At 65.8% G+C, this 21,253-nt stretch carries 20 protein-coding genes; 5 read left to right on the forward strand and 15 right to left on the reverse strand.

The window, feature by feature from the left end; all coding sequences use genetic code 11:
- The 3 genes from ACFDTH_RS09415 to ACFDTH_RS09425 form a co-directional block, all read right to left on the reverse strand.
- A partial coding sequence (locus ACFDTH_RS09415; RefSeq protein WP_375287278.1) for an ABC1 kinase family protein occupies positions 1 to 935 on the reverse strand: 935 nt, incomplete at its 3' end.
- Positions 935 to 1,612, reverse strand: a complete 678-nt coding sequence (locus tag ACFDTH_RS09420) for a TetR/AcrR family transcriptional regulator (RefSeq protein WP_231923446.1) — start codon at positions 1,610 to 1,612, stop codon at positions 935 to 937. The genes ACFDTH_RS09420 and ACFDTH_RS09415, both read right to left, overlap by 1 nt.
- 125 nt (positions 1,613 to 1,737) lie before the next feature.
- Positions 1,738 to 2,646, reverse strand: coding sequence for an MlaD family protein (locus tag ACFDTH_RS09425; RefSeq protein ID WP_375287279.1), 909 nt, complete (start codon positions 2,644 to 2,646; stop codon positions 1,738 to 1,740).
- A gap of 154 nt (positions 2,647 to 2,800) precedes the next feature.
- Between ACFDTH_RS09425 and ACFDTH_RS09430 the strand changes: the two genes are divergently transcribed.
- Together ACFDTH_RS09430 and ACFDTH_RS09435 are read left to right on the forward strand one after the other, a co-directional pair.
- Entirely contained in the window at positions 2,801 to 3,214 is a 414-nt protein-coding gene (locus ACFDTH_RS09430) for a PaaI family thioesterase (RefSeq protein ID WP_375287280.1), read from the forward strand.
- Positions 3,211 to 3,645, forward strand: a complete 435-nt coding sequence (locus tag ACFDTH_RS09435; RefSeq protein WP_375287281.1) for a PaaI family thioesterase — start codon at positions 3,211 to 3,213, stop codon at positions 3,643 to 3,645. Before ACFDTH_RS09430 ends, ACFDTH_RS09435 begins: the two co-directional genes overlap by 4 nt.
- 1 nt (position 3,646) lies before the next feature.
- Here ACFDTH_RS09435 and ACFDTH_RS09440 read toward each other — a convergent pair whose 3' ends face one another.
- The 11 genes from ACFDTH_RS09440 to ACFDTH_RS09490 all read right to left on the reverse strand — a co-directional run bounded on the left by ACFDTH_RS09440 (position 3,647) and on the right by ACFDTH_RS09490 (position 15,544).
- Positions 3,647 to 4,618, reverse strand: a complete 972-nt coding sequence (locus ACFDTH_RS09440) for an alpha/beta fold hydrolase (RefSeq protein ID WP_375287282.1) — start codon at positions 4,616 to 4,618, stop codon at positions 3,647 to 3,649.
- Between the two features lie 59 nt (positions 4,619 to 4,677).
- Positions 4,678 to 5,004, reverse strand: a complete 327-nt coding sequence (locus ACFDTH_RS09445) for a 2Fe-2S iron-sulfur cluster-binding protein (RefSeq protein WP_066516469.1) — start codon at positions 5,002 to 5,004, stop codon at positions 4,678 to 4,680.
- A 28-nt stretch (positions 5,005 to 5,032) separates the two neighbouring features.
- Positions 5,033 to 6,310: a cytochrome P450 gene (locus ACFDTH_RS09450; RefSeq protein ID WP_066516465.1), complete on the reverse strand. Its 1,278-nt coding sequence runs from the start codon at positions 6,308 to 6,310 to the stop codon at positions 5,033 to 5,035.
- Between the two features lie 79 nt (positions 6,311 to 6,389).
- On the reverse strand, positions 6,390 to 7,991 hold the full coding sequence (locus ACFDTH_RS09455; RefSeq protein ID WP_375287283.1) for a flavin-containing monooxygenase: 1,602 nt from the start codon (positions 7,989 to 7,991) through the stop codon (positions 6,390 to 6,392).
- Entirely contained in the window at positions 7,988 to 9,601 is a 1,614-nt protein-coding gene (locus ACFDTH_RS09460; protein ID WP_375287284.1) for an acyl-CoA synthetase, read from the reverse strand. The genes ACFDTH_RS09455 and ACFDTH_RS09460 overlap by 4 nt, the downstream gene beginning before the upstream one ends.
- A 17-nt stretch (positions 9,602 to 9,618) precedes the next feature.
- Positions 9,619 to 10,713, reverse strand: a complete 1,095-nt coding sequence (locus ACFDTH_RS09465; protein WP_066516426.1) for an acyl-CoA dehydrogenase family protein — start codon at positions 10,711 to 10,713, stop codon at positions 9,619 to 9,621.
- Positions 10,714 to 11,934, reverse strand: a complete 1,221-nt coding sequence (locus ACFDTH_RS09470; protein ID WP_375287285.1) for an acyl-CoA dehydrogenase family protein — start codon at positions 11,932 to 11,934, stop codon at positions 10,714 to 10,716. It abuts the gene before it with no gap.
- Positions 11,935 to 11,938: 4 nt separating this feature from the next.
- Complete coding sequence (locus ACFDTH_RS09475) at positions 11,939 to 12,397, reverse strand: Zn-ribbon domain-containing OB-fold protein (RefSeq protein ID WP_066516418.1); 459 nt, start codon at positions 12,395 to 12,397, stop codon at positions 11,939 to 11,941.
- Entirely contained in the window at positions 12,394 to 13,566 is a 1,173-nt protein-coding gene (locus ACFDTH_RS09480) for a transporter (RefSeq protein WP_066516415.1), read from the reverse strand. The genes ACFDTH_RS09475 and ACFDTH_RS09480 overlap by 4 nt, the downstream gene beginning before the upstream one ends.
- 30 nt (positions 13,567 to 13,596) lie before the next feature.
- Positions 13,597 to 14,733 (reverse strand): nitronate monooxygenase family protein, encoded by a 1,137-nt coding sequence (locus ACFDTH_RS09485; protein WP_066516411.1) that lies wholly within the window; start codon positions 14,731 to 14,733, stop codon positions 13,597 to 13,599.
- A 46-nt stretch (positions 14,734 to 14,779) separates the two neighbouring features.
- Positions 14,780 to 15,544 carry a FadR/GntR family transcriptional regulator gene (locus ACFDTH_RS09490; RefSeq protein ID WP_231923445.1) on the reverse strand — a complete coding sequence of 255 codons (765 nt, stop codon included), beginning with the start codon at positions 15,542 to 15,544 and terminating at the stop codon, positions 14,780 to 14,782.
- Between the two features lie 125 nt (positions 15,545 to 15,669).
- Here ACFDTH_RS09490 and ACFDTH_RS09495 point away from each other — a divergent pair, with 125 nt between their 5' ends.
- Genes ACFDTH_RS09495 through ACFDTH_RS09505 form a run of 3 tightly spaced genes read left to right on the forward strand, consistent with a single transcriptional unit; the run spans position 15,670 to position 17,759 of the window.
- Entirely contained in the window at positions 15,670 to 16,479 is an 810-nt protein-coding gene (locus ACFDTH_RS09495) for an enoyl-CoA hydratase-related protein (RefSeq protein ID WP_066516410.1), read from the forward strand.
- Between the two features lie 52 nt (positions 16,480 to 16,531).
- Positions 16,532 to 16,930: a PaaI family thioesterase gene (locus tag ACFDTH_RS09500; protein WP_375287286.1), complete on the forward strand. Its 399-nt coding sequence runs from the start codon at positions 16,532 to 16,534 to the stop codon at positions 16,928 to 16,930.
- 22 nt (positions 16,931 to 16,952) lie between these two features.
- Positions 16,953 to 17,759 carry an NUDIX hydrolase gene (locus ACFDTH_RS09505; protein ID WP_375287287.1) on the forward strand — a complete coding sequence of 269 codons (807 nt, stop codon included), beginning with the start codon at positions 16,953 to 16,955 and terminating at the stop codon, positions 17,757 to 17,759.
- Positions 17,760 to 18,180: 421 nt separating this feature from the next.
- Here ACFDTH_RS09505 and ACFDTH_RS09510 read toward each other — a convergent pair whose 3' ends face one another.
- Entirely contained in the window at positions 18,181 to 21,222 is a 3,042-nt protein-coding gene (locus ACFDTH_RS09510) for a TonB-dependent receptor (RefSeq protein ID WP_066516461.1), read from the reverse strand.
- Between the last annotated feature and the right edge of the window lie 31 nt (positions 21,223 to 21,253).

Below are 21,253 nucleotides of genomic sequence, written 5' to 3' on the forward strand. Positions count from 1 at the left end.
TCGTTCCGCCGGGCGGGACTGAGCACGCCGACCGCCCCGAAGTCGATGAACGCCAGCGACCCGTCGGCCAGAACAAAGACGTTGCCGGGATGGGGGTCCGCGTGAAACCGGCCGTTGAAGATGATCATCCGCAGCACCGCATCGGCATATTTGCCGGCGACGTCCGCACCGCCCTCACGCTCCGCGTCGAGGATCGCGCGGACCGGCAAGCCGTCGAGCCGTTCCTGCACGTTGATCCGGCGACCGACCTGATCCCAGTGGAAGGCGGGCGTGCAAATGCCGAGCGGCCGCAGAAACGCGCCGATGTTCTCGCAGGCCGCCGCTTCGGCACTGAGGTCCATTTCCCGCGTTAGGCTCTCCGCGAAGAACCGGAGCAGTTCGTCAGGCTTGAGGCGACGGATCTCCGGTGAGTGCCTGGCGGCGAGCCGCGCGACACGGCGGAGCAATCGCAGGTCGGCATCGACGCGCTCCGCGATCCCCGGCCGGCGCACCTTGACCACGACCTCGGTTCCGTCGCGCAGGGTGGCGCCATGAACCTGCGCGATGGAGGCCGCGGCGATCGGCTCGCGGTCGAACCGCGCGAACACGTCGGCGATCGGGGAGCCAAGCGCTGTCAGGATCGTCGGCTCCAGCGCCTCGAACGGCAGCGGGGTCACCCGGTCCTGCAGCGTCGACAACGCGCGCACCCATTCCGGCCCGAGCAGGTCTTCACGGGTCGCGAGCACCTGCCCCAGCTTGACCGCGACGGGTCCAAGGTCTTGCAGCAGCGCGACGACCCGCTCGGGGGTACCGATGTCTACCGGCTGCTCCGAACGACCGGGCAGCAGGCCCAGGCGCGAGGCGAGGCCGTTCAGGCCATGGCGCCCCATGATCTGGAGCAGCTCGGCCAAACGCGCGTGCTCGCCGATCTGAGGCTCGTCGTCGGTGGTGGGCATCACGTGCGGCAACCATCCCCCTGTCGCGGGCGGCAGCCATCAAGGAACAGGTCGATCCCGCGCGCGATACGATCGCGCGCCGCCTCGTCATACGCTGGCGGAGACAAACCCAGCGCTGCCCGGCGCATGGGGGCGACCACGACGAGTGTGACGAACTGCTCGGCAGCGAACAAGGGGTCGGCCAGCGACAGCTCCCCCCTGGCATTGGCATGGGCGAGGATCGATGCCACCCACTGGACGGCCCGCTGGTAGCCGAAGTCGTGGATGTTCGCCGCAAGCGCGGGAAAGCGTACGGCTTGCGCGATGACGACACGTTCCATGGAGGCGATCCGGGGCGTCAGGAGCCACTCGAGCAGGCGATCGGCGATCACGCGAAGTCGCGATCCGATCTCGGGTTCGTCGCTGCCGGAGGGTTCGAGCGCGCGCAGCTGCGTATCGATCTCGTCGAGGATCACCGCCTCGAACACACGCGCCTTGCTGCCGAAGCGGGCGTAGAGGGTCCGCTTGGAGATGCGCGCCTGTTCGGCGATCATGTCGGCGCTGGCGCCGTCGAAGCCGTGCTCAAAAAACAGCTCGCGAGCGCTCTTGAGGATGTGCGAGGTCAGGCGGACCGCGTCCTCAGTGGTCGGTCTGCCCATCTTTCTTGGGCGCCTTCCCTTTTTCTCGTCGTCGCTCAATCTCGTTCTCCCCGATCGAGGGTAGCGCAATCCAGACCGGTTGACGAGAAATCACGCCGGGACGGTCGGTCGGTCGCCTGCCATCTCGAGCTCAGCCAAGAGCTGTCCTATCGCTTCGCGGCCGATCACTGCCGTGATTTCGGCTTGTAGGTCGGAAGGGACGGAGCACTTACCCCCAAGCCCTCCTGATCGATGCGAACAGCCGTATCCCTGACAGCGCCTACCTTGTTACTTGCTGAACGAATGGTCTCACGCAGCTGGGCCTGTTTGGCAGTCATGCCGCGGATCGTGGGTCGAACCGCCTCGACGCGCGCTGTCAATTGCTCGGCTTCGTCTCGAGCGTTCAGCAACGGGCGGTTCGCCCTGGCGAGAACGGTCGCGCGGCGGTCGTTCAGGGCAGCTCTCAACCGTTGAGCGCTGGCGCCGGATCGCTGCAGGGCGTCCCCCACGGCCACCACGCGACCGCGTGCGCCAGTAAGTCCGTCGGATGCTGATCCGACCCTGTCTGCCCAACCGGCGGAACTTTCCGCAAGCGCCGCCAGTCGATCGCTGGCCCGCTGCTGCTGAGCGGCGTCGAGGTTGCGAGAAACAGAATCCACGGTGCGGCTGATCTTTTCGACCAGTGCGACGGGGTCCCCTCCGCCGCCAAGGAGCCCGCCTTCCTTGGCGGGAATGACGGGAAGCTCGGTGTCGCTCGCCGCAACGATCGGGGGCGCACCAGATGTAGCGCCGTCGAGGCTGATGTTCGCGGTGCCGGCCAGTGCCGATCTTGCGATCGACGCTTTTACGCCTGCGACGATGGGGATCCGTGGGTCAAGGTTGACGGTGACGAGAACCGCTGACGGGTCCTCCTTGTCGAACCGTATCGACGTGACATGACCGGCCGGCACACCCGAAAAGGTCACCGACGATCCATTTTCGAGACCGGCAACGCTTCCGGTGAAGCGGATCATATAGGGGTTGCCGTCTCCATCGCGTGCATCAAACAGCCACAGCGTGAAGATCAGGAGCGTGCCCAGCAGAAAGCCGGTCACCACGAGAACCAGAAATTTGTTCGACCGCGTTTCCATACTCGAACACAGCCATTAAAAAGCTGGTCGGAGTATGTAAACCGTACCGTTTCCGGTGAAGCCTGAGCGATGGCTTTTTGGGTGAGCGGTGAGGTCAGGTCGGGACGAGGATGGAAGTGTGGCTGGAGACTGGAGCCTGCAACCGGGCAATGTACCATGGGGCAACAGGCTTGGCCTGGAGCTGGTCTCGGTCGGCGGTGGCCTCAGCTCGCTACGTCTTGGTTGGCGTCAGGAGCTGGCGGACGAGGAGGAGACGCTCGCAACCGGCGTGTTGACGAGCCTGATCGATCAGGCCTGCGGCGTCGCCGTGATGTCCCGGCTGGGCAGGCGGCTGGCGATCTCGACCCTGAACCTGAAGGTGGATCATCTGCGGTCTGCCGAGGCGAGATGCTCGGCGACGGCATGGGCCCACTGCTATGACGCGATTGAGCACCGAGCGTTCGTACGTACCGAAGTCTGGGACACGGATCCGTCTCGCCTGATCGCGACATCCCAGGGCGTCTTCTCGATCAATCGGGCTGTCGGCCCATGAGCGAAGGCGCAGTCACGGCTGGCGTTGGGCAGTACGGCTTCGCGCGGCTGCTCGGTAACATGATGACGCAAAGCGGTGAAACGTTCACGCTGATCCCGACAGAGGAGCTTGTCGGAAATCCCATCCTGCCCGCCCTGCATGGAGGAGCGATCGCTTCCTTTCTCGAGCTGGCCGCACAGCTTGCTCTCTCCCGCACACTCTCGCCAGGGCAATCCTCCCGGCTGATCAGTGTGAACCTGCAATTTCTCGCCCCGGTCAGACTGGGCGCAATCAGCACGACGCCGACGCTGATGCGTGTGGGACGTCGTGTCGCAGTGGTGCATGCCGAAGCCGTAGAGCGGGACGGAGCCGGAAAACTGTGCCTTGCGCAGCTGGAATTCGCCCTCGAAAATCCCCCAGCGAAGAGAAACTCGCTCGATACGCCTGATTGATTCAGCGCGCCGATCTCCAGAGCGCAAGGATGCTTCTGAGCGCCGTCGCGAAGGCGAGCGGCTCGTCCAGCATCAGGTGGTGGCGCGCGTTGGGCACCGCGACGATCGGAATCGTCCCAGCTCCGAGTTCGCGCAGATATGCCGCCGAATCCCTGCCGAAGAGCGCGCTGTGCTCGCCGTAGACGATTGCCAGCCGCCCAGGAGCCGCGGCAACGCGGCGGCCCATCGTCATCCACTCATCCGCCGAGTTGCCGCGCGCGAACACCGCGGGCGAGAACTTCCACGTCCACGTGTCGCCGTCCCGCCGGAGCGAATGATAGGCCATGTAGTCCATCAGGAACGGCTCGCCCGCAGGCTGGGGCGGCGCGAGCACGTAGCGCGCGCGTGCGGTCGGGTAGTCGGGATACCGGCTGGCGGGCTTGTTCGGGTCGCCCGAGCCGGGGCTGCCGCGTCCGCCGCGCGAGTAGGCGGCAAGCGCCTCGGGCCGCATGATCATCAGGTCGCAGATGATCGCGCCCGCGAACCGTTGGGCCGCGATCGTCATCGCGGTCACCGCGATCCCCGCGCCGAAGCTATGACCGATGATCACGGGCGGCGCAGCACCGTCGAACAGCCCGGTCGCCTCCGCCACCGCGATCATCTCGCGCCCACGGCCGTCGCCATCGATTCCCGCGCGCGCGTCGCTGTCGCCCATGCCCGCAAGATCATAGGCGACGACATGGTAGTCCGCGGCGAGGAACGGCGCGATAAACGCCCAGCAGCGCGCATGGGCAAGAAAACCGTGCGCCATGAGGACGCCCGGCTTGGCGCGGTCGCCCCAGCGCAGGTAGTGGACATGCGCACCCTCTACGAGGACGAAGCCCTCCTCCCTTGGCACGGCCAGCGCATCCATGAACCAGCTCGGCAGGCGGGCACCGTCACCTGCCCAAAGCGGGTCGATGTCGGTAAGGCCAGAACGCTTCTCCTCGCACATCAATCGCTCGACCTCGCCAAGAGCCAGTGTCGCGACCCGCGACCACCGCCTTTCACTCTTCAATATTGCTGCTCGGGGACATGCAGGATCAAACCGTTCAATCGGTCGGTCATTCTGATCTGGCACGCCAGCCGACTGTTTGCGGTCGCGCCTTCGGCGAACTGGAGCAGCTGGCCTTCCATGCTGTCTGGCGGCAATCTACCGACGCGATCGATCCAGGCCGGATCGACGTGGACATGGCACGTCGCGCAGGCACACGCACCCCCACAATCGCCGTCGATGCCCGGGACATCGTTGTAGAGCGCCGCCTCGCGGGCACTTTCGCCCTCGTCGATTTCCACCGGCAGGCGCGCCCCGCTTGCCAGAACGAATGTCACGTTGACCATCGCGTGCTGATTCCCCTCGTTGCCGTCCTCAGGCCGCTTTTGCATGAAGCCGTACCGGCAGACGCGTGATGCCACGCACCAGGTTCGACAGCAGGCGCTCCGGCTCGCCCACCACCTCGACGAACTCGAACCGCTTGGCGATTTCTTCCCAGATGATTTTCAGTTGCAGTTCCGCGAGCCGATTTCCCATGCAACGATGGATGCCGTAACCAAAGGAGAGATGGTGGCGCGGGTTCGCCCGGTCGATGACCAGGTCGTCGGGCCGATCGATGACGCTATCATCGCGGTTTCCGGACAGATACCACATCACGACCTTGTCACCCTTGCGGATATTCTTGCCGCCAAGCTCGATATCTTCCAGCGCGGTCCTGCGCATGTGGGTGAGCGGCGTCTGCCAGCGGATGATCTCCGGGACCATGCTCTGGATCAGCGCAGGATTTTTACGGAGCTTGTCATATTCATCGGGGTGCCGGTTGAGCGCCAGCACGCCTCCGCTGATCGAATTGCGCGTGGTGTCGTTCCCCCCGACGATCAGCAGAAGCAGGTTTCCCAGGAATTCCATGAACGGCATTTCCTGCGTCGCCGGCGAGCCCGCCATCATCGAGATGAGGTCGTTGCCGCCCGGCGTTGCAACCCGTTCGTCCCAGATGCGCTTGAAGTACATCGCGCACTCAATCAGTTCCTCTCGGCGCTGCTCAAAGGTATCGACGATGCCGGCGCCGGGGATCGCTGTCGTCACGTCAGACCAGCGCGTGAGCTTTGCGCGATCTTCCCATGGAAAATCGAACAGGGTGGCAAGCGTCATCGTGGTCAGCTCGACGGACACGTTCCGTACCCAGTCGATGTCCTCGCCGATCGGCAGGGCGTCGAGGATGGCACCCGCACGCTCGCGGATGATCGGCTCGAGGAGGGTGAGGTTCGAAGGTGCCACCGCCGGGGTCACCGCCTTGCGTTGAGCATCGTGTTTAGGCGGATCCATCGCGATGAACATCTCAAGTTCGAGCGCGCTCTCTCCAGCGTGCATGTCCGCGATCGAAATGCCGCCAAGCTTGGCTTCCGACGAGAACACACGATGGTTGGTGTCGACCTTCATGATGTCGTCGAACTTCGTCACCGACCAGTACGGGCCGTAGTTGCTTTCCGCACAATAGTGGATCGGGTCCTCGCGGCGCAGCCGCCGGAATATTTCTCCGACGCTGTCTTCCTGAAACAGATAGGGTTTCGAAACGTCGATCTCGTTTAGCGGAACATCGACATCCACCAGCCCACCTGAAAAATTGGTCTTCGCATAATCAAGAACAGCCATCATTCTACTCCTGATCGGTTATTTTAGAGAACGAAACAATTACAAGAAAACCAGCAAAAGAGAATTACCATGAAGTATATTACGACAGGCGAAATCCCGTATAACCACCCGCGGCAGCGGCTTCACACATTTCTGCGTAAATCACCAATGATGGGTAATTAAGAAGCTGCCGTGGCTTTCCTGGAATGTTTGCACCCATGTACCAAGAGTCGGCGCGCGGGAAAAGCGTCGGCGCGGCCAGTTCGTCCATGTGCCGCCCCCAGGCGTCATGGGTGTCCGGCTCGGCTTCGAAGCCATCAAGACCGGCATGGCGCAGGTGCATCAGGAACGAGGTTACCCAGTCGCCCTGAACTTCGGCTGCTGACGGACCGTTTGCAAAACCGGAGGGACTCTGCGGACCATAGAGAAACAGCATGTTGGGAAAGCCCGATACGGCGTAACCAAGATGCGTGCGTGCGCCTTCCTTCCACGCGATCGCCAGCGTCGTTCCGTGGCGGCCGCGAATATCCATCTGCATGAGACCGCCCGTCACCGCGTCGAACCCGGTCGCGAGCACCAGCACGTCATGCTGTCGCACACCCGCGCTTGTGGCGACTCCATGCGGAAGAATCTCGACGATCGGCTCATCGCGCAAATCGACGAGCTTGACGTTCGGCTGGTTGAAGATGTCGTAATAGGTCTGTTCGAGCGACGGCCGCTTGACCCCGAACGGATGCGGCGGCTCGCTGGGCGCAAGCTTCTCCTGCAACGCGGGATCTGCGATCCGTTCGCGCACCTTGTCGCGCCAGAAGTCGTAGGCCAGCCGGTTGGCGCGCTCGTCTACCAGGATGTCGGCGTAATTGCCGACCCAGTAGTGGAAGCCTCCAGCCGCCCACAGCCGCTCGAACGTCGCGGTGCGCTCGTCGCTCGAAACCTCGAGCGCGGACTGATCGAGCCGCGGGATCTCGAACCCGCCGCTGCTCAGCCGACGTTGACGGAAGATCTCGGGGTAGCCGGGCTTGGCCTGCGCCTGCTCAACCTCCGTCAATGAGCGCTGGCGCATCGGCAGCGCCAGGATGGGGGTGCGCTGATAGATCGTCAGCTGCGCCGCCTCGCGCGCCGCCTCTTGGGCGACCTGCACACCGCTCGCGCCGGTCCCGATGATCGCGACGCGCTTGCCGGTGAAGTCGATGCCCTCCTGCGGCCAGTGCGCGGTATGGTGCGCAGGGCCGGCAAAGCGGTCGAGTCCCGGAAGTGACGGGATGTACGCCTTCGCCGCGAAGCCGGTACACGGCAGCAGATGGCGGGTGGTCAGCCGATCTCCATCGGCGAGTTCCACCCGCCAGAAGCCGGCATCTTCGTCGAATACGGCGGAGCGCATCGCGACACCGAGCTTCATTGCAGGCCAGAGGTCGAGAACGTGGCAGGCATGCCGGAAATAGCGACGCAACTCGCGCCAGCCTGGGAAGCGTTCCGACCAGGTCCAGTCGCGCCACACCCGCTCGTCCGAAAATTCGTAGATCGGTACGTGCGAATCGACCCGTGCGCCGGGGTAGCAGTTCCAGTACCAGATGCCGCCCGGCTCCGCCGCCGCATCCACCAGCCGAACGTTGAAGCCGTTCTCGCGCAACTTTGCGAGCAGGTAGAGCCCGCTGAAGCCCGCGCCGATCACCAGCGCGTCAATATCGGGCACGCCGCTCATCGCGCAGCGACCGCAGCGACAGCGATGTCCGTCGCCGCCTTGTAATCCGCCTTGCCGTTCGGCGCCCGCAGCGCGCGGTCGGTAACGACGATCGCCTTGGGCGTCTTGTAGCCGGCGAGCACGGCGCGCACGTGAGCGCGCACCGCCGCCTCGTCCACTGTCGCCCCCGGCACGGCATGGACGACTGCCGTCACCGCCTGGCCCCATTTCTCGTCGGGCACACCGACTACAAGCGCGTCCGCGACCGCGGGATGCGTCTTCAGCACCTCCTCCACCTCTTCTGGATAGACCTTCTCACCCGCGGTGTTGATGCACACGCTGCCGCGCCCGAGCAGCGTCAGCGTTCCGTCCGCGGCGACGGTGCACCAGTCGCCAGGCATCGAGTAACGGACGCCGTTGATGGTGCGGAACGTCTTCGCGCTTTTCTCCGGATCCTTGTAGTAGCCGATCGGGATCGCGCTTTTGCGCGCGATGAAACCTGGCGTGCCGCTGCCCGGAACGACCGGCCGGTCATGCTCGTCGAACACGTCGCACAGCCCGCCGATGGTGAAGCGCGCGGTCGCCGTCTCGCCCGCTGCGCTGGTAACCGACAGGCCGAACCCCAGCCCCTCCGACGCGCCGAAGCTGTCCATCAGCACGACCTGCGGGATGTGCCGGATCAGCCCCGCCTTCACCTCGCGGCTCCACATCACGCCGGACGAAACGATCGTGACGAGGTTAGACGTGTCGTAGCGCTCGGGCGCGGCATCCAGCGCGGCCAGCATCGGCTTGGCGAAGGCGTCGCCGACGATCGCGATCGATTCGACGCGATCGCGATCGACCGACCGCCACAGCTCGTCGGCATCGAACGATTCACCCCCAAGCGTCACGATGCAGCCGCCGCTCACCAGCGTGCCGATCGACGTGATGAAGCCGGTGCCGTGCATCATCGGGCAGGCGGGCATCGTACGCCGGCCGGGTCCGTCGCGCGCGATCAGCGCCGCGGTTTCGGCGAGGTCGGCGGGCGTCGGCCCCATCAGCCGCTGCGCATCGAGCTGCGCCTCGCGCATGTCGGTGTGCCGCCACATCACGCCCTTCGGCATCCCGGTCGTGCCGCCGGTGTAGATGAACAGTTCGTCGTCGGGCGAGCGCGCGATGCCGAGCGGCGCGCCGTCGCCCTCCGCTGCAAGCGCCTCGTAGGGCAGCGCGAACAAAGCGCGCTCCGTGTCCGGGCCGATCTCCACGAAAGTGTGCACCTTGCCAAGCCGGCCGTGCAACTCCTCGATGCAGGCGCGGAACTCGGCGCTGTAGACTACGATCTCGCTGTCGCTGTCGTCGAAGATGTAGAACACCTCATCGGGCCGATAGCGGTAGTTGATGTTGACGTGGGTCAGTCGTCCCTTGAAGCACGCCGCCATCAGCTCGCCGTACTCGGGTCGATTGCGCATATAGAAGGCGACCTTGGCGCCCGGTCCTGCCCCCCGCGCGCGCAACGCCCGCGCGACGTTGTTAGACCGGCGCGCCATCTCGGGCCAGGTGATCACCCGGTCGCCGTGGATCAGCGCGGGGGCGTCGAGGGGAATTACGGGCTCGATCGCGTCGAGGATGTCGCCGAGGTTCCACTGCGTCATGCCTGCTGCTCCTCGTTTCACGCGGCGCGTTTGCCCCAGCCCTGCAGCGCAGCCGCCTCCGCGCGCACGATCTCCGGCCCGCCGAGTACCTGCCGGTCGAAGCCGATGCGCTTGAACCAATAGTGGAGGCCGAGCAGGTCGGTGAACCCCATCCCGCCGTGGACCTCCGTGGCGGTACGCGCGACGAAGCGGCCCACCTCCCCGGTGTGCGACTTGGCATGGCAGGCCATCAGCAAAGCCTCATCCGGGACCGCGTCGAACGCATGCGCCGCGTACCAGACGAGCGATCGGCACGGCTCCAGCCGCGCCGCCATCTCGGCGCACATGTGCTTGACCGCCTGGAAGCTGCCGATGACGCGCCCGAACTGCTCACGCTCCCCGGCATAGGCGACCGCCCGCGCGATCATCGCGTCGCCCGCGCCCACGCTGTCCGCCGCGAGCAGCACGCGACCCGCCGCGACGAGCCGGCGGGCCGCCCCGCCATCGTCATCGCCGAGCGGCTCGGCCGCGACGCCGTCCAGCCGCAGCTCGCCCACCGATCGGGTGAGGTCGATCGTGGACAGCGGAAGGCGTTCGAGCCCCTCCGCCTCGCCGGCGACCAGATGCAATTGGCCGCGCTGGTCGGCGATGACAAAGGCATCGGCGTCGGCGCTGTCGAGCACGAACAGCGCGGAGCCGCTGAGCGTGCCGTCCGCGGCCGTGACGCCGCCGCCGTCGCGACAGTTGACGACCTCGGTCAGCCCGACGCCGAAGCGCGCGCTGCCGTCGGCAATGCGCGGCAGCCAGCGCGCCTGCTGCGCCGGCGTGCCGGCAAGCCGCAGCGCAAGCGGGGCGAGGACGCAGCGCGCCACGAACGGCACCGGCGCCACCGCTGCGCCGAGCGCCTCCGCCACTACTGAGGCATCGAGCAGGCCCAGGCCGAGGCCGCCGTGCTCCTCGGGCACCATGATGCCGGAAAGGCCAAGCTCGGCCAGCGCCGCTACCACCGCCGCACTGACGGCATCGCCGCCCTCCGCGACCTCGCGGACGTGATCGAGCGGGCAATGTTCGCGCAGCAGCCGATCGACCGCGTCGCGCAGCATCCGCTGCTCGGGGGAAAGACCGAAATCCATCTATGCCGCCTCCGCCTTGGGTGCGCGCGCGTGCTCCAGCTTCGGCTCGCGCGGCATGCCGAGCCCGCGCTCGGCGATGATGTTCTTCTGGATCTGCGCGGTGCCGCCGCCGATGATGAGGCCGAGCTGGAACATGTAGTTCCACTGCCAGCTTCCGCCCGCCCGCTCGCGCCGGCTGCCGCCGTACAGCAGGCCGAGCTCCCCCATGGCGTCGATCGCCAACGCCGAGATCTGGTGCGCCAGTTCGCACGACTGGAGCTTGACGATTAGCTTGGCGAGGCCGCCGGGTTCGCCCTTCAGCGAATTGGACAGCAGCCGCAATCCGTTGAACTTCATCGCCGCGACTTCGGCCTGCAGCGCCACCAGCCGGCCGCACAATGCCGCGTTGTCGATCGCGCGCACGCCGTCGATCCGTTCATCGTGCATCAGCTGCACCAGCGCGGCGAGGCGATTCTCCAGCGCCGCCGGGTCGCCCAGCATGCCACGCTCGTAACCGAGCGTGGCGTTGGCCACCATCCAGCCCTGCCCGCGCTGGCCGACGATCTGGTCGACGGGCACGCGCACGTCGGTGAAGAAGGTTTCGTTGAACTCGGCGTGGCCGGTCATCGTGCGCAGCGGGCGCACCTCGATCCCGGGCGTTTTCATGGAGAATATGAGGTAGCTGATCCCCGCATGCTTGAGCGCTTCCGCTTCCGTCCGCACGAGGCAGAAGATCATGTCCGCCTGATGCGCGGTGCTGGTCCAGATCTTCTGCCCGTTGATGACGAACTCGCCGTTCTCCTCGCGCGCGCTGGTGCGCAGCGCCGCCAGATCAGAGCCCGCGCCCGGTTCCGAATACCCCTGGCACCAGACGATCTCGCCGCGCAGCGTCGGTGCGATCCAGCGGCGCTTCTGCTCCTCCGTGCCGAGCTCGAGCAGCGTCGGGACGAGCATCGAGATGCCCTGGTTCGACAGCCCGCCGGGTACGCCCGCCGCAGCGAACTCCTCGGCGATGATGCGCGACGTCAGGATGTCGGGCTCGGCACCGAAGCCGCCATAGTAGCGCGGAATGGTGCGTGCGGTGTAGCCGTGCTCGAGCAGCAGCTGCTGCCACGCGACCGCGTCCGCCCCGGCGCGCTGCGCCGCGCCGGGCGCGGCCGGCGCACGGTGGCGGTTCGCGGCGATGAACGCGCGCAGCTCGTCGCGGAACGCCTCGTATTCCGGGCCGTAACTCAGGTCCATCGATTCACGCTCCTGCAGCCGGTGTGAAGACGGGCAGCCGGAACCCGTCGCCGATCGTTTCGAAGGCCAGCGCCACCGGCATGTCGAGCGCGAGCGTGGCGGGATCGGCGCCGGTCAGCCGGGTCGCCATGCGGACGCCCTCGTCCAGCTCGACCACCGCCGCGACATACGGCACGTCGGCCGCGAAGGCGGGGTGCAGCGCCTGATGCGTCACCGTCCAGGAAAACAGCCGTCCACGCCCGCTGCTCGGCTCCCAGGCGAACGAGGGCGAGCCGCAGCGCGCGCACATGTAGCGGGGCAGGTGGCGCCACGTCCGGCACTCGCCGCACCGCTGGAAATGGAGCGTGCCGCCCTGGCAACGCTGCCAGAACTCCTGCTCCACCGGATCCTGCGGGTGCGGCAACGGCTTGGGGGGCGAGACGGCGGGCGTCCGCAGCTTGGGCGCAATGTCGTCGTCGTTCATGCGAACCTCCGCAGGATGGCGATGCTGCCGTCGCCCAGGTCGCCCCAGCCGGTGACGAGCCCGGTCCGTGCGCCCGGCACCTGGCGCTCCCCGCAATCGTGCCGCAGCTGCCGCACGGCCTCGACGACGTGGTTGAGCCCCCACACGTGCGCCTCGCTCAGCAGCCCGCCGTGGGTGTTGAGCGGATAGCGCCCGCCGAGCTCGATCTGCCCGTCGCGCACGAAGTCGAGCGCGCCGCCCGGCTCGCAATATCCCATCGCCTCCAGCTGGAGCAGCACGACGTAGGTGAAGCAGTCGTAGACCTGGAGGAAATCCATCTCCTCGCGGCCCATGCCGGCCATCTCGAACGCCTTTGGCGCGGCATAGCTCAGCCCGATCTTGAACGGATCCGGGCGCGAGGGGATGTCGTCGGCGGGATAGGGATGTCCCTCGGCGGCGCCCGCGATGGTAACGGGGACATGCGGCATATCGCGCGCGCGGTCGATGCGCGAGACGACGACCGCGCACGCGCCGTCGGTCTCGAGGCAGCAGTCGTAGAGTCGGAACGGCTCCGACACCATCCGGGCGTCGTGGTAGGTTTCCCAATCGAGCGGCCGACCGTAGGTGAACGCCTTCGGATTGAGTTGCGCATGGCGGCGGCACGCCATCGCCACCGCGCCCATGGCTTCGGGACCGACGCCGTGGAGCTGCGAATGCCGGGTCGCCAGCCAGGCGTACATCTGCACCGGCAGGAACACGCCGTAGGGCATGTAATAGCCGCGGATGGTATTGGTCAGCGTGTTCATGTTCATCGGTCGCGTGGGCGGAGCACCCGGCTTGGGCCGCAGCGCTGAGAAGCCGTTCCACCCGAGCGTGACGAGCACGTGGTCGCACAGACCGGCCGCGATCGCGATCGCCGCATGCTGAAGCGCAGTCGTCGGGCTCGCGCCGCCCATGTGGACGGTCGCGGCATAGCGCAGCACGTCGATGCCGAGGTTTGCCGCCAATTCCTCCGACGTGGTGTAGATGGGCGGCGGCACCATGCCGTCGATGTCGGACGGGCGGAGGCCCGCGTCCGCGATCGCGCGCCGCGACGCCTCCAGCATCATGTCCACCGCGGTGCGCTCGGTGCCTTTGACGTAATCGGTTTCCCCGACGCCGGTGATCGCTGCCTTGTCCGAGAAGGTCATATCTGTCCCTCCTGTAACCAGCCGCGACCCTCAGCGCAGGCCCGCCGCGCGGCCGAGCGCGCGCTCGGCATCGGCGACAAGGTCACGCATCACCTCGGCGGCGGGGCGGACGGCATGGATCAGACCCATGCCCTGTCCCGCGAAGCCCGGGATGATGTCCTTGCGCTTCGCACGGATGCCCGACGCCATAACCGGACCGGCGATCATCGACTGGTATGGCATCGGCAGCGGCTCCTTCCCCGCCGCCACCCACGCGTCGGCCCACTTGCTGCGGATCATGCGGGCGGGCTTGCCGGTGATCGAGCGGCTCACCACGGTGTCGGCATCGCCGCTGTCGACGATCGCCTCCTTCTGGAAATCCTCGATCCCCGCCTCCTCGGTCGCGAGGAAGGCGGTGCCGACCCAGGCGCCTTCGGCGCCCAGCATGAAGGCCGCCGCCACCCCGCGCCCGTCGGAGATGCCGCCCGCGCCGAGCACCGGCACCCGGTCCCCAACGGCATCGACCACCTGCGGAATGAGCGAGATGGTGCCGATGGGCGAATTGTGTCCGCCGCCGTCGTGCCCCTGGGCCACGATCACGTCGATGCCCGACTCCACCACCTGCAGCGCGTGCTTCACCTTGCCGACCACCGCCATGACGACCGTGCCGTTGGCGTGGAGCCGATCCATCCACGGTCCCGGATTGCCGAGCCCCGCGGCGTAGACGGGTACCTTCTCCTCGACGACGACCTCCATCTGCGCCTCGAAGAACTCCTTGGAGAACAGCGCCGCGCCGCCGTTGGCCGCGCCCTCCGTCGCATCGCGGCCGGCATCACGCGCGACGATCTCCAGCCCCTCACGCTCCATAAAGTCGCGCGTGAACGCCTGATAGTCGGCAAGCACCGCGCGCGGGTCCGCTGGCGCCGCCCCAGTCTGCGGCGCTGAGCCGCGTCGCACCGAGGCGGGCAGGAGCGTGTCGACGCCGAAGGGCCTGTCGGTCAGCGCGCGCGTCTCGCGGATCCACGCGCGGAGCTGCTCGGGCGGGCACGCTGCGGCGCCGAGCACGCCCAGCCCGCCCGCGTTGGACACCGCCGCCGCCAGCCGCGGGACGCTGGCCCCACCCATGCCGGCCAGGACGATCGGATAGTCGATGCCAAGCATCCCGCAGATCCGGCTGTTTAGGGCCATTGTCCGTCTCTCCCACATCGTTTTCGTTGCTGATCTATCTCGGCGGCTACGCCTCGAACGCCTGAGTCCAGCGCACCTTCTGATCCATCAGGTCGGGGCTGCGCTGCCCGAGATATACCGCCGATCCCTCGACGAGCCGTTCCATCTCGCGCCGCGCCGTGACCGCGTCGCGCAGCCGCACCGCATGGACGACGCGCGCGAGGCGACGAACCTGGTTCTCGCGTTCGTGCTCGGAATAGCCGAGCTGGCGCGAAAGGTCGCGGGTCAGCAGGTGCAGCGCGGACGTGAGCAGCCCGAACAGCGGATTGCCGCTCGCCCATGCCAGAAGGTCGTGGAAGCGCCGGTTGGTTTCCTCGAACAGCGTCGATCCCACCTGCTGCTCGAGCTCGGCGAAGCAGCTTGCCAGCGCCATCAGATCCGCCGCCGTGGCGCGCCGGGCGGCGTGGGAGGCCGCCTGCGGGGCGAGCGCCTCGCGCAGCTCGATCAGCGCGCGCAGGTCGGTGCCGACGAAGTGCAGCACGAGCGCAAGCGAACTCGTGAAATCGCCGATCTGCGGCCGCGCGACCACCGGCCCGCCGCCGCGACCGGGCTGCAGGTGGAGCACGCCCTGCAGTTCCAGAAAACGCAGCGCCTCGCGCAATGTGGCGCGGGCGACTTCGTACCGCGCGAGCATGTCGTGCTCCGGAGGCAGTCGGTCGCCGATCTGGCGCGCGTCCGCCTCGATGTCGTGCACGATCGCCTGCGCAACGCGAAGCGCGCGCTTGCCCCGTACGAACGAGGGCACCTCACCCCGCTCAGCCACGTCCAGCATGAAAAACCCTTATCATGGTTTGATGCTGAACCACTGTTTTGTCCCTGTCCAGTGCTGAATTCTGTTCGTCCCCGACTTGCACGGCTACTCAAAGAGTATAATGTTAAAGAGCAGAAGGGGATTGGATGACCGACAGCGTAGCCTGGATGGAGACCGCTGGACATGTCGCCATCGTCCATCTGAACCGCCCCGCGGCGCGTAACGCGCTTGATCCGCAGATGCTGGTGGAGCTGGCCGACTGCTGGACGAGGGTGCGCGACGACGCCGAGATCCGCGTCGCGGTGGTGACCGGAACCGGCAGCGCCTTCTGCTCGGGTGCCGACCTCGGCCGTCTCATTCCGCTCGTCAGCGGCGGGCGACCGCCGGAGGACGAGTGGGATCGCCGCGTGCTTGCCGACCGCGACATTCTCGGCACCGCGCTGCTGCGCACGTTCGACGTCGTCAAGCCGGTGATCGCCGCGATCAACGGGCACGCGATCGCGGGCGGCATGGAACTGGTCCAGGGCACCGATCTCAGGATCGCATCAAGCGCGGCGCGCTTCGGCGTGCAGGAGGTCAAATGGGCGATCTTCCCGGGCGGGGGATCGACGGTGCGACTGCCGCGCCAGCTTCCCTATGCGCGCGCGATGGAACTGCTGCTGACCGGCGATCTGATCGATGCCGACACCGCGCTCGACGACGGCTTCGTCAACCGCGTCGTGGCGCCGGAGGAGGTGCTGCCTGCGGCGCTCGACCTGGCGCAACGGATCGCCGCCAACGGCCCGATCGCAGTACAGGCGATCCGCGCGTCGGCGCGCGCTTGCCTCGGGCGGTCGGAAAGCGAAGGCATGGAATTGGAGTCGCGCTTCGCCGCGCCGGTGTTTCGCACCGAGGATGCACGTGAGGGTCCGCGCGCCTTCATGGAAAAGCGCGCACCCGTTTTCAGGGGGCGGTAAGATGGTCGGCGAAAATCCCTCGGCAAGCCCAGACGGCCTGGCGGGAGCCGCATTGCAAAGCGCGCTTTCGATTGCGCCGTTCCACGCCTGGCTCGGGCTTCGCGTCGAGGACGTCAATGACGGCGTCCTTCACCTCAGCATGCCGTGGCGCGACGAGATCGTATCGAACCCGCGGATCCCGTCCGTGCATGGCGGCGTGCTCGCCAGCCTGATCGATCTTGCCGGCATGTATGTCCTGCTGACGAGGACGCGCGCGGTCAGCGCCACCGCGTCGCTCCACGTCGATTATCATCGCCCGGCGAGCGGCGGCCCGCTTCACGTCCACGCGCGTGTCGTCAAGATCGGACGGACGCTGTCGGTCGCGGACAGCGAGGTGCGCTCACCCGACGGCGTGCTGCTCGCCAGCGGTCGCGGTTCGTACCTCATGCGGGACGGCGGCATCGCGGCGTAACCGTGCAGAGACAGGAGAGATCATGAGCAGCGAGACTTCGGCGGCGGACGCCAGGCGCACTCCGGCCGAGCCGCGACCGGCCGGCACGATCCTGCTGCTGCGGGATGTGCCCGAATATCAGGTGCTCATGGTGCGACGGCACCACCAGATCGATTTCGCGTCGGGGGCGCTGGTGTTCCCGGGCGGCAAGATGCACCCTGGTGACGACGATCCGCGCTGGCGCGATCACGTGATCGGCTGGGACGAGGTCGACGCGACCCAGCGCGCGCTGCGTATCGGCGCTATCCGAGAGGCGTTCGAGGAGGCGGGGATCCTGCTGGCCACCGATCCCGACGGTCGCGCCTTCTCCAGCGTGTGCGACGCCGAGGCCCGGCGGCAGGTCGATGCCGGCGAACTCGCCTTCCTCGATGTCGTCGCAGGATTAGGGGTGAAGCTCTCCCTGACCGCCCTGACCGTCTTCGCCCGCTGGATCACTCCGGAGATGATGCCGAAGCGGTTCGACACCTGGTTCTATGCCGCCAACGCTCCTACCGACCAAGTCGCAATCTGCGACGGACATGAAACGGTCGACGCCGAGTGGATCGCGCCAGAGTCGGTCCTGGACCTCGCCGGAAGCGGCACCCGAACGGTGATCTTTCCGACCTTGATGAATGTGAAGCTGCTCGCCGAAGCCGACAACGCGGCGGATTGCCTCGCCAGAGCGGATGCACGTCCGCTGGTCACCGTGCTCCCGCAGATCGAGATACGGGACGGAGAGCGCGTACTTACCATACCCGCCCATGCCGGTTATGGCGACGTCACACAGAGTTTGGCGACTTTAAAGGGCTGATTGACAATCAGCCTATTCACGAGCCTCTCCTAGCCGCCCTCGACTGTTCGAGGGCGGCCTTTTTTCACGTTGCGGAGTGTTTCGGGCGACGGGATTAACCGGCGTGATTCGCGGCAAGCCGGTCCGCGCCACTTTCATCGACAGCGGCAGGGCGGCATGATTCCCGGTCGAATGGGGAGACCGACAGTTCTGGACGCCGGCCCGTATCATGCAGCGAGTGTCCGACTTTACCTACGTTGAAACCTTGCCGGGTTCGACAACGTGGCCTTCGTCATCGACATTTCTGCCCGGCGGATCGCCGACGGGCGCGCCAGCAGAACGGCGCATGCGTGCATCCGAATCTGACCGCCCCGGATCGCGTTGCGCTCTGCTACATCACCAAACCTTTCCGGTCTCACAGGAGTTCACAGCCGCACATTTTTCAGAACTTGAATCCGGCTGCTACGCCATAACGACGCGGCTCGACAGTGAAGATGTTGGTGAATAGTCCGGATGACTGGTCGGTAACGTACATGCCCGTGACGCCGTTGTTGTTGGTTAGGTTCTGCACGAATCCGCGCACGTAGAAACGGTCGTCGGGCGCGTTGAGCTGGACCTGCGCGTTCACAACCTCGTAGCCGCGGATGCGATCGATCGGGCTCTTGTTGAAGATTGTGCCCCACTGATCACCCGTGTAGTTGATGTCGGCGCGAGGCACGACCGTGAAGCCGCTGCCGCCGATCGCAATCGTGTACTGGATACCCGCGGACGCCTTGTAGGTCGGAGCGTTGGGCAGTGCATTGCCCCTGACGTTGACCTCGACGCCCGAGCCGAGCACCTGGATGCCGCCAAACGCCGCGCCGATGGCGGAGGCTTGAGCGGTCAGCGCCGAGCAGATGCTGAACGCCCCCGTGGTGGTGGTGCCCGGGATCGGCGTCGGCGCCTGCAGCCCGACCGCGCCGTTGACGGCGCCGACGAATTGGTTGACGCCGACGACGTTACCAGAAGTGGATGCCACCGCGCAGTTTGAGGCGTTGGTGATGTCCTTGATGATCACCGCGTCCGAGCGCCCGCCCGATGGATCCCGAGGATTCGCGATGAACCTGTCCTTTGCGACTTCGGTGTTCAGGTAACTGAAGTTCATGTTGACGACGAGGTCCGGGATCGGCCTGGCGATGGCCTCCGCCTCAACACCATAGATATTTACATCCACATTGTCGTTCACGGATGTCCGCGCGACGATGCGGCTGAGCTGAAGCCCCTTGTACTTATAATAGAAGCCGGTGAGATTCAGGCGAAAGGCGCCATTGCCGAAGGTGTTCTTCGATCCGATCTCGAACGCGTCAACCTGCTCCGGGGCGAAGGATATCGGGACAGTGAAGATCGGGGAGAGAGGCGGATTGATGCCGCCCGATTTATAGCCCCGGGAATATGACGCATACAGAAGATTGTCCGGTGTGATCCGGTAATCGAGTACCGCCCGGCCGGTTAAGCGCGAGAAGGATACTTCGTTCTCTGCAAACGGCTGCGAACCCGCTCGGGTCGAGTCGAAATCGTAGTTCGTCAGATATGGATCGGCATTGTCGACGCCGATCGGCGCGATCGTGAAGTCGCCGGCCGCATCCGTGAAGATCGTCGTCCGCTGCCGAACAAACTTGTCGTCGTGGTTGTATCGCAGGCCCACGGTCAGCTTTAGCCGGTCATTGAACTCAAAATAGCTCTCTCCGAAAATACCCCAGGACTTGAGGCGGAAGAGCGGAGCCGCATTACGGTAGTTCGGCGACGCAGTGAAGGCATTGCCGCCGCCGAGGGTGCTACCCACCAGGCCGGATGCGTAGTCCAAACCAAAACTGTTCACGTAATAATCGACGTCCGTGGCTTTGGAGTCAAAGTAGATACCGCCCAGCAGAAAATTGAACGGCCCATCGAACTTACTGTCCACATGGGCTTCGATGCTGAACTGTCGCACCTTGCCCGCCGAACGATCGAAGTCGAGACTCTGAGGATAGCATCCGGCCGACGCCCCGCCGTAAACGCCAACATTGGCCTCGGTTGCGGCAGACTGACAGACGCCGCCGTTGGCGCCATTCGGTATCACTGCTTGTGCGAATTTCCCGAACAGCGCGGCCAGCGTGGGATTGTAGGCCATCGAACCTAGCGTGGTCACACCCTGGAGCGCTAGAAGCCCCGGATTGTTGACGTATGGAGCCTCCACCGCCAGGTTGTAATCCGAGACCGAGCTCACGGTGTTGCGCATGTAGCCGCCCGTCACGTTCAGCGAAATCTCGCCGAAATCGTGGAAGATCTTCGCAGTATACTGCTCTTCCTCGGCGAAGTACGTCGGGACCGTGTCGACGTTGACGGTTCGGACGTCAGCCGGGTTGATCACCGCGCCGAAAGGGTCGGCCCCGTAGACGCTGCCGAGGGCAAAGGGTGCAATTCGCAGTGGCGTCCCGGCAGCGGCGAGTTCGGGGTCGATCGCGATGCCCAGGAACTCCCGCGAAGATAGGACGGTTGCCAGCGTCGAATTGCCGTTCAGTGTCTCGTAACGCAGGTTGTCGGGCAGGCAACCCAGGACGCCGGTGGGATCGCGGTGGCAAAGCTGCTTCTGGATACGGCTGCGGTTGTCCTTTTCGCGAAAATAGTAGCCGATCAGGTCGACGCGCGTATCGCTGGTCGGCTCCCACGAGAGCGTGCCGCGCACCGCGTATAGATCGCGATCATCGATGCGCGAATTGTCGTAAAGGTTCTTGGTATATCCGTCGCGGTTCAGGTACGTGCCGGCAACCCGGACGCCCAGCGTGTCGGTGATCGGCAGATTGAACATCCCGCGCGCGCGGATCGAATTGTAGTTGCCGTACTCGAACTCGCCCGCTGCGCGAACCTTAGACAGGTCCGGCTTGGCGCTGATGAAGTTGACCACGCCGGAGGTGGCGTTGCGGCCGAACAGCGTACCCTGAGGGCCGCGCAGCACCTCTACGCGTTCCAGATCGAAGAACTCCGCCTCAAACAGGCGGGTGCCGAGCAGCGGCATATCGTTGACGTGGATCGCAGTCGCCGAGTCGCAGGTAGTGCCAACGCACAGGTCGCCGACACCGCGGATCGTGAAGGAGGACGAGGTGAAGTTGGTCTTCGTGAAGGTGACGTTGGGCAGCGTCTGCTGAAGAGCAACCGGGTTGACGATCTGCTGCCGCTCGAGGTTTTCCGCGGTGAAGGCGCTGACCGCAATCGGCACATCCTGCAGCCGCTGCGACTGGCGCTGGGCGGTAACAACGATGTCGCCGGCATATTCCGAGGCTCCGCTGCCTGCAGAGGACGGCGCTTCCTGGCCAGGGCCGTTTGCGGGCGTGACGGCCTCGGACGAGGTCGTCGCTGTGCCTTGAGGAGAAGGATTTGTGGCTGCCGCAGAGCCGGCTTGTGCTGCCGCAGGCAGACAGACGAGAGACATCACCGCGGCGCTCGTCAGAAGCTCAAACCTGTTCATCGTCATTCTCCTCCCCGTCGACGCCCCTTTG

It is taken from the genome of Sphingomonas sp. (assembly GCF_042096255.1).
Lineage (GTDB): Bacteria > Pseudomonadota > Alphaproteobacteria > Sphingomonadales > Sphingomonadaceae > Sphingomonas.

Coding starts and splice junctions, on each gene's coding strand:
- ACFDTH_RS09435 (WP_375287281.1), top strand. CDS start 3,211: ATGAGCGAAGGCGCAGTCACGGCTGGCGTTGGGCAGTACGGCTTCGCG.
- ACFDTH_RS09440 (WP_375287282.1), bottom strand. CDS start 4,618: ATGTGCGAGGAGAAGCGTTCTGGCCTTACCGACATCGACCCGCTTTGG.
- ACFDTH_RS09445 (WP_066516469.1), bottom strand. CDS start 5,004: ATGGTCAACGTGACATTCGTTCTGGCAAGCGGGGCGCGCCTGCCGGTG.
- ACFDTH_RS09450 (WP_066516465.1), bottom strand. CDS start 6,310: ATGGCTGTTCTTGATTATGCGAAGACCAATTTTTCAGGTGGGCTGGTG.
- ACFDTH_RS09455 (WP_375287283.1), bottom strand. CDS start 7,991: ATGAGCGGCGTGCCCGATATTGACGCGCTGGTGATCGGCGCGGGCTTC.
- ACFDTH_RS09460 (WP_375287284.1), bottom strand. CDS start 9,601: ATGACGCAGTGGAACCTCGGCGACATCCTCGACGCGATCGAGCCCGTA.
- ACFDTH_RS09465 (WP_066516426.1), bottom strand. CDS start 10,713: ATGGATTTCGGTCTTTCCCCCGAGCAGCGGATGCTGCGCGACGCGGTC.
- ACFDTH_RS09470 (WP_375287285.1), bottom strand. CDS start 11,934: ATGGACCTGAGTTACGGCCCGGAATACGAGGCGTTCCGCGACGAGCTG.
- ACFDTH_RS09475 (WP_066516418.1), bottom strand. CDS start 12,397: ATGAACGACGACGACATTGCGCCCAAGCTGCGGACGCCCGCCGTCTCG.
- ACFDTH_RS09480 (WP_066516415.1), bottom strand. CDS start 13,566: ATGACCTTCTCGGACAAGGCAGCGATCACCGGCGTCGGGGAAACCGAT.
- ACFDTH_RS09485 (WP_066516411.1), bottom strand. CDS start 14,733: ATGGCCCTAAACAGCCGGATCTGCGGGATGCTTGGCATCGACTATCCG.
- ACFDTH_RS09490 (WP_231923445.1), bottom strand. CDS start 15,544: ATGCTGGACGTGGCTGAGCGGGGTGAGGTGCCCTCGTTCGTACGGGGC.
- ACFDTH_RS09495 (WP_066516410.1), top strand. CDS start 15,670: ATGACCGACAGCGTAGCCTGGATGGAGACCGCTGGACATGTCGCCATC.
- ACFDTH_RS09505 (WP_375287287.1), top strand. CDS start 16,953: ATGAGCAGCGAGACTTCGGCGGCGGACGCCAGGCGCACTCCGGCCGAG.
- ACFDTH_RS09510 (WP_066516461.1), bottom strand. CDS start 21,222: ATGAACAGGTTTGAGCTTCTGACGAGCGCCGCGGTGATGTCTCTCGTC.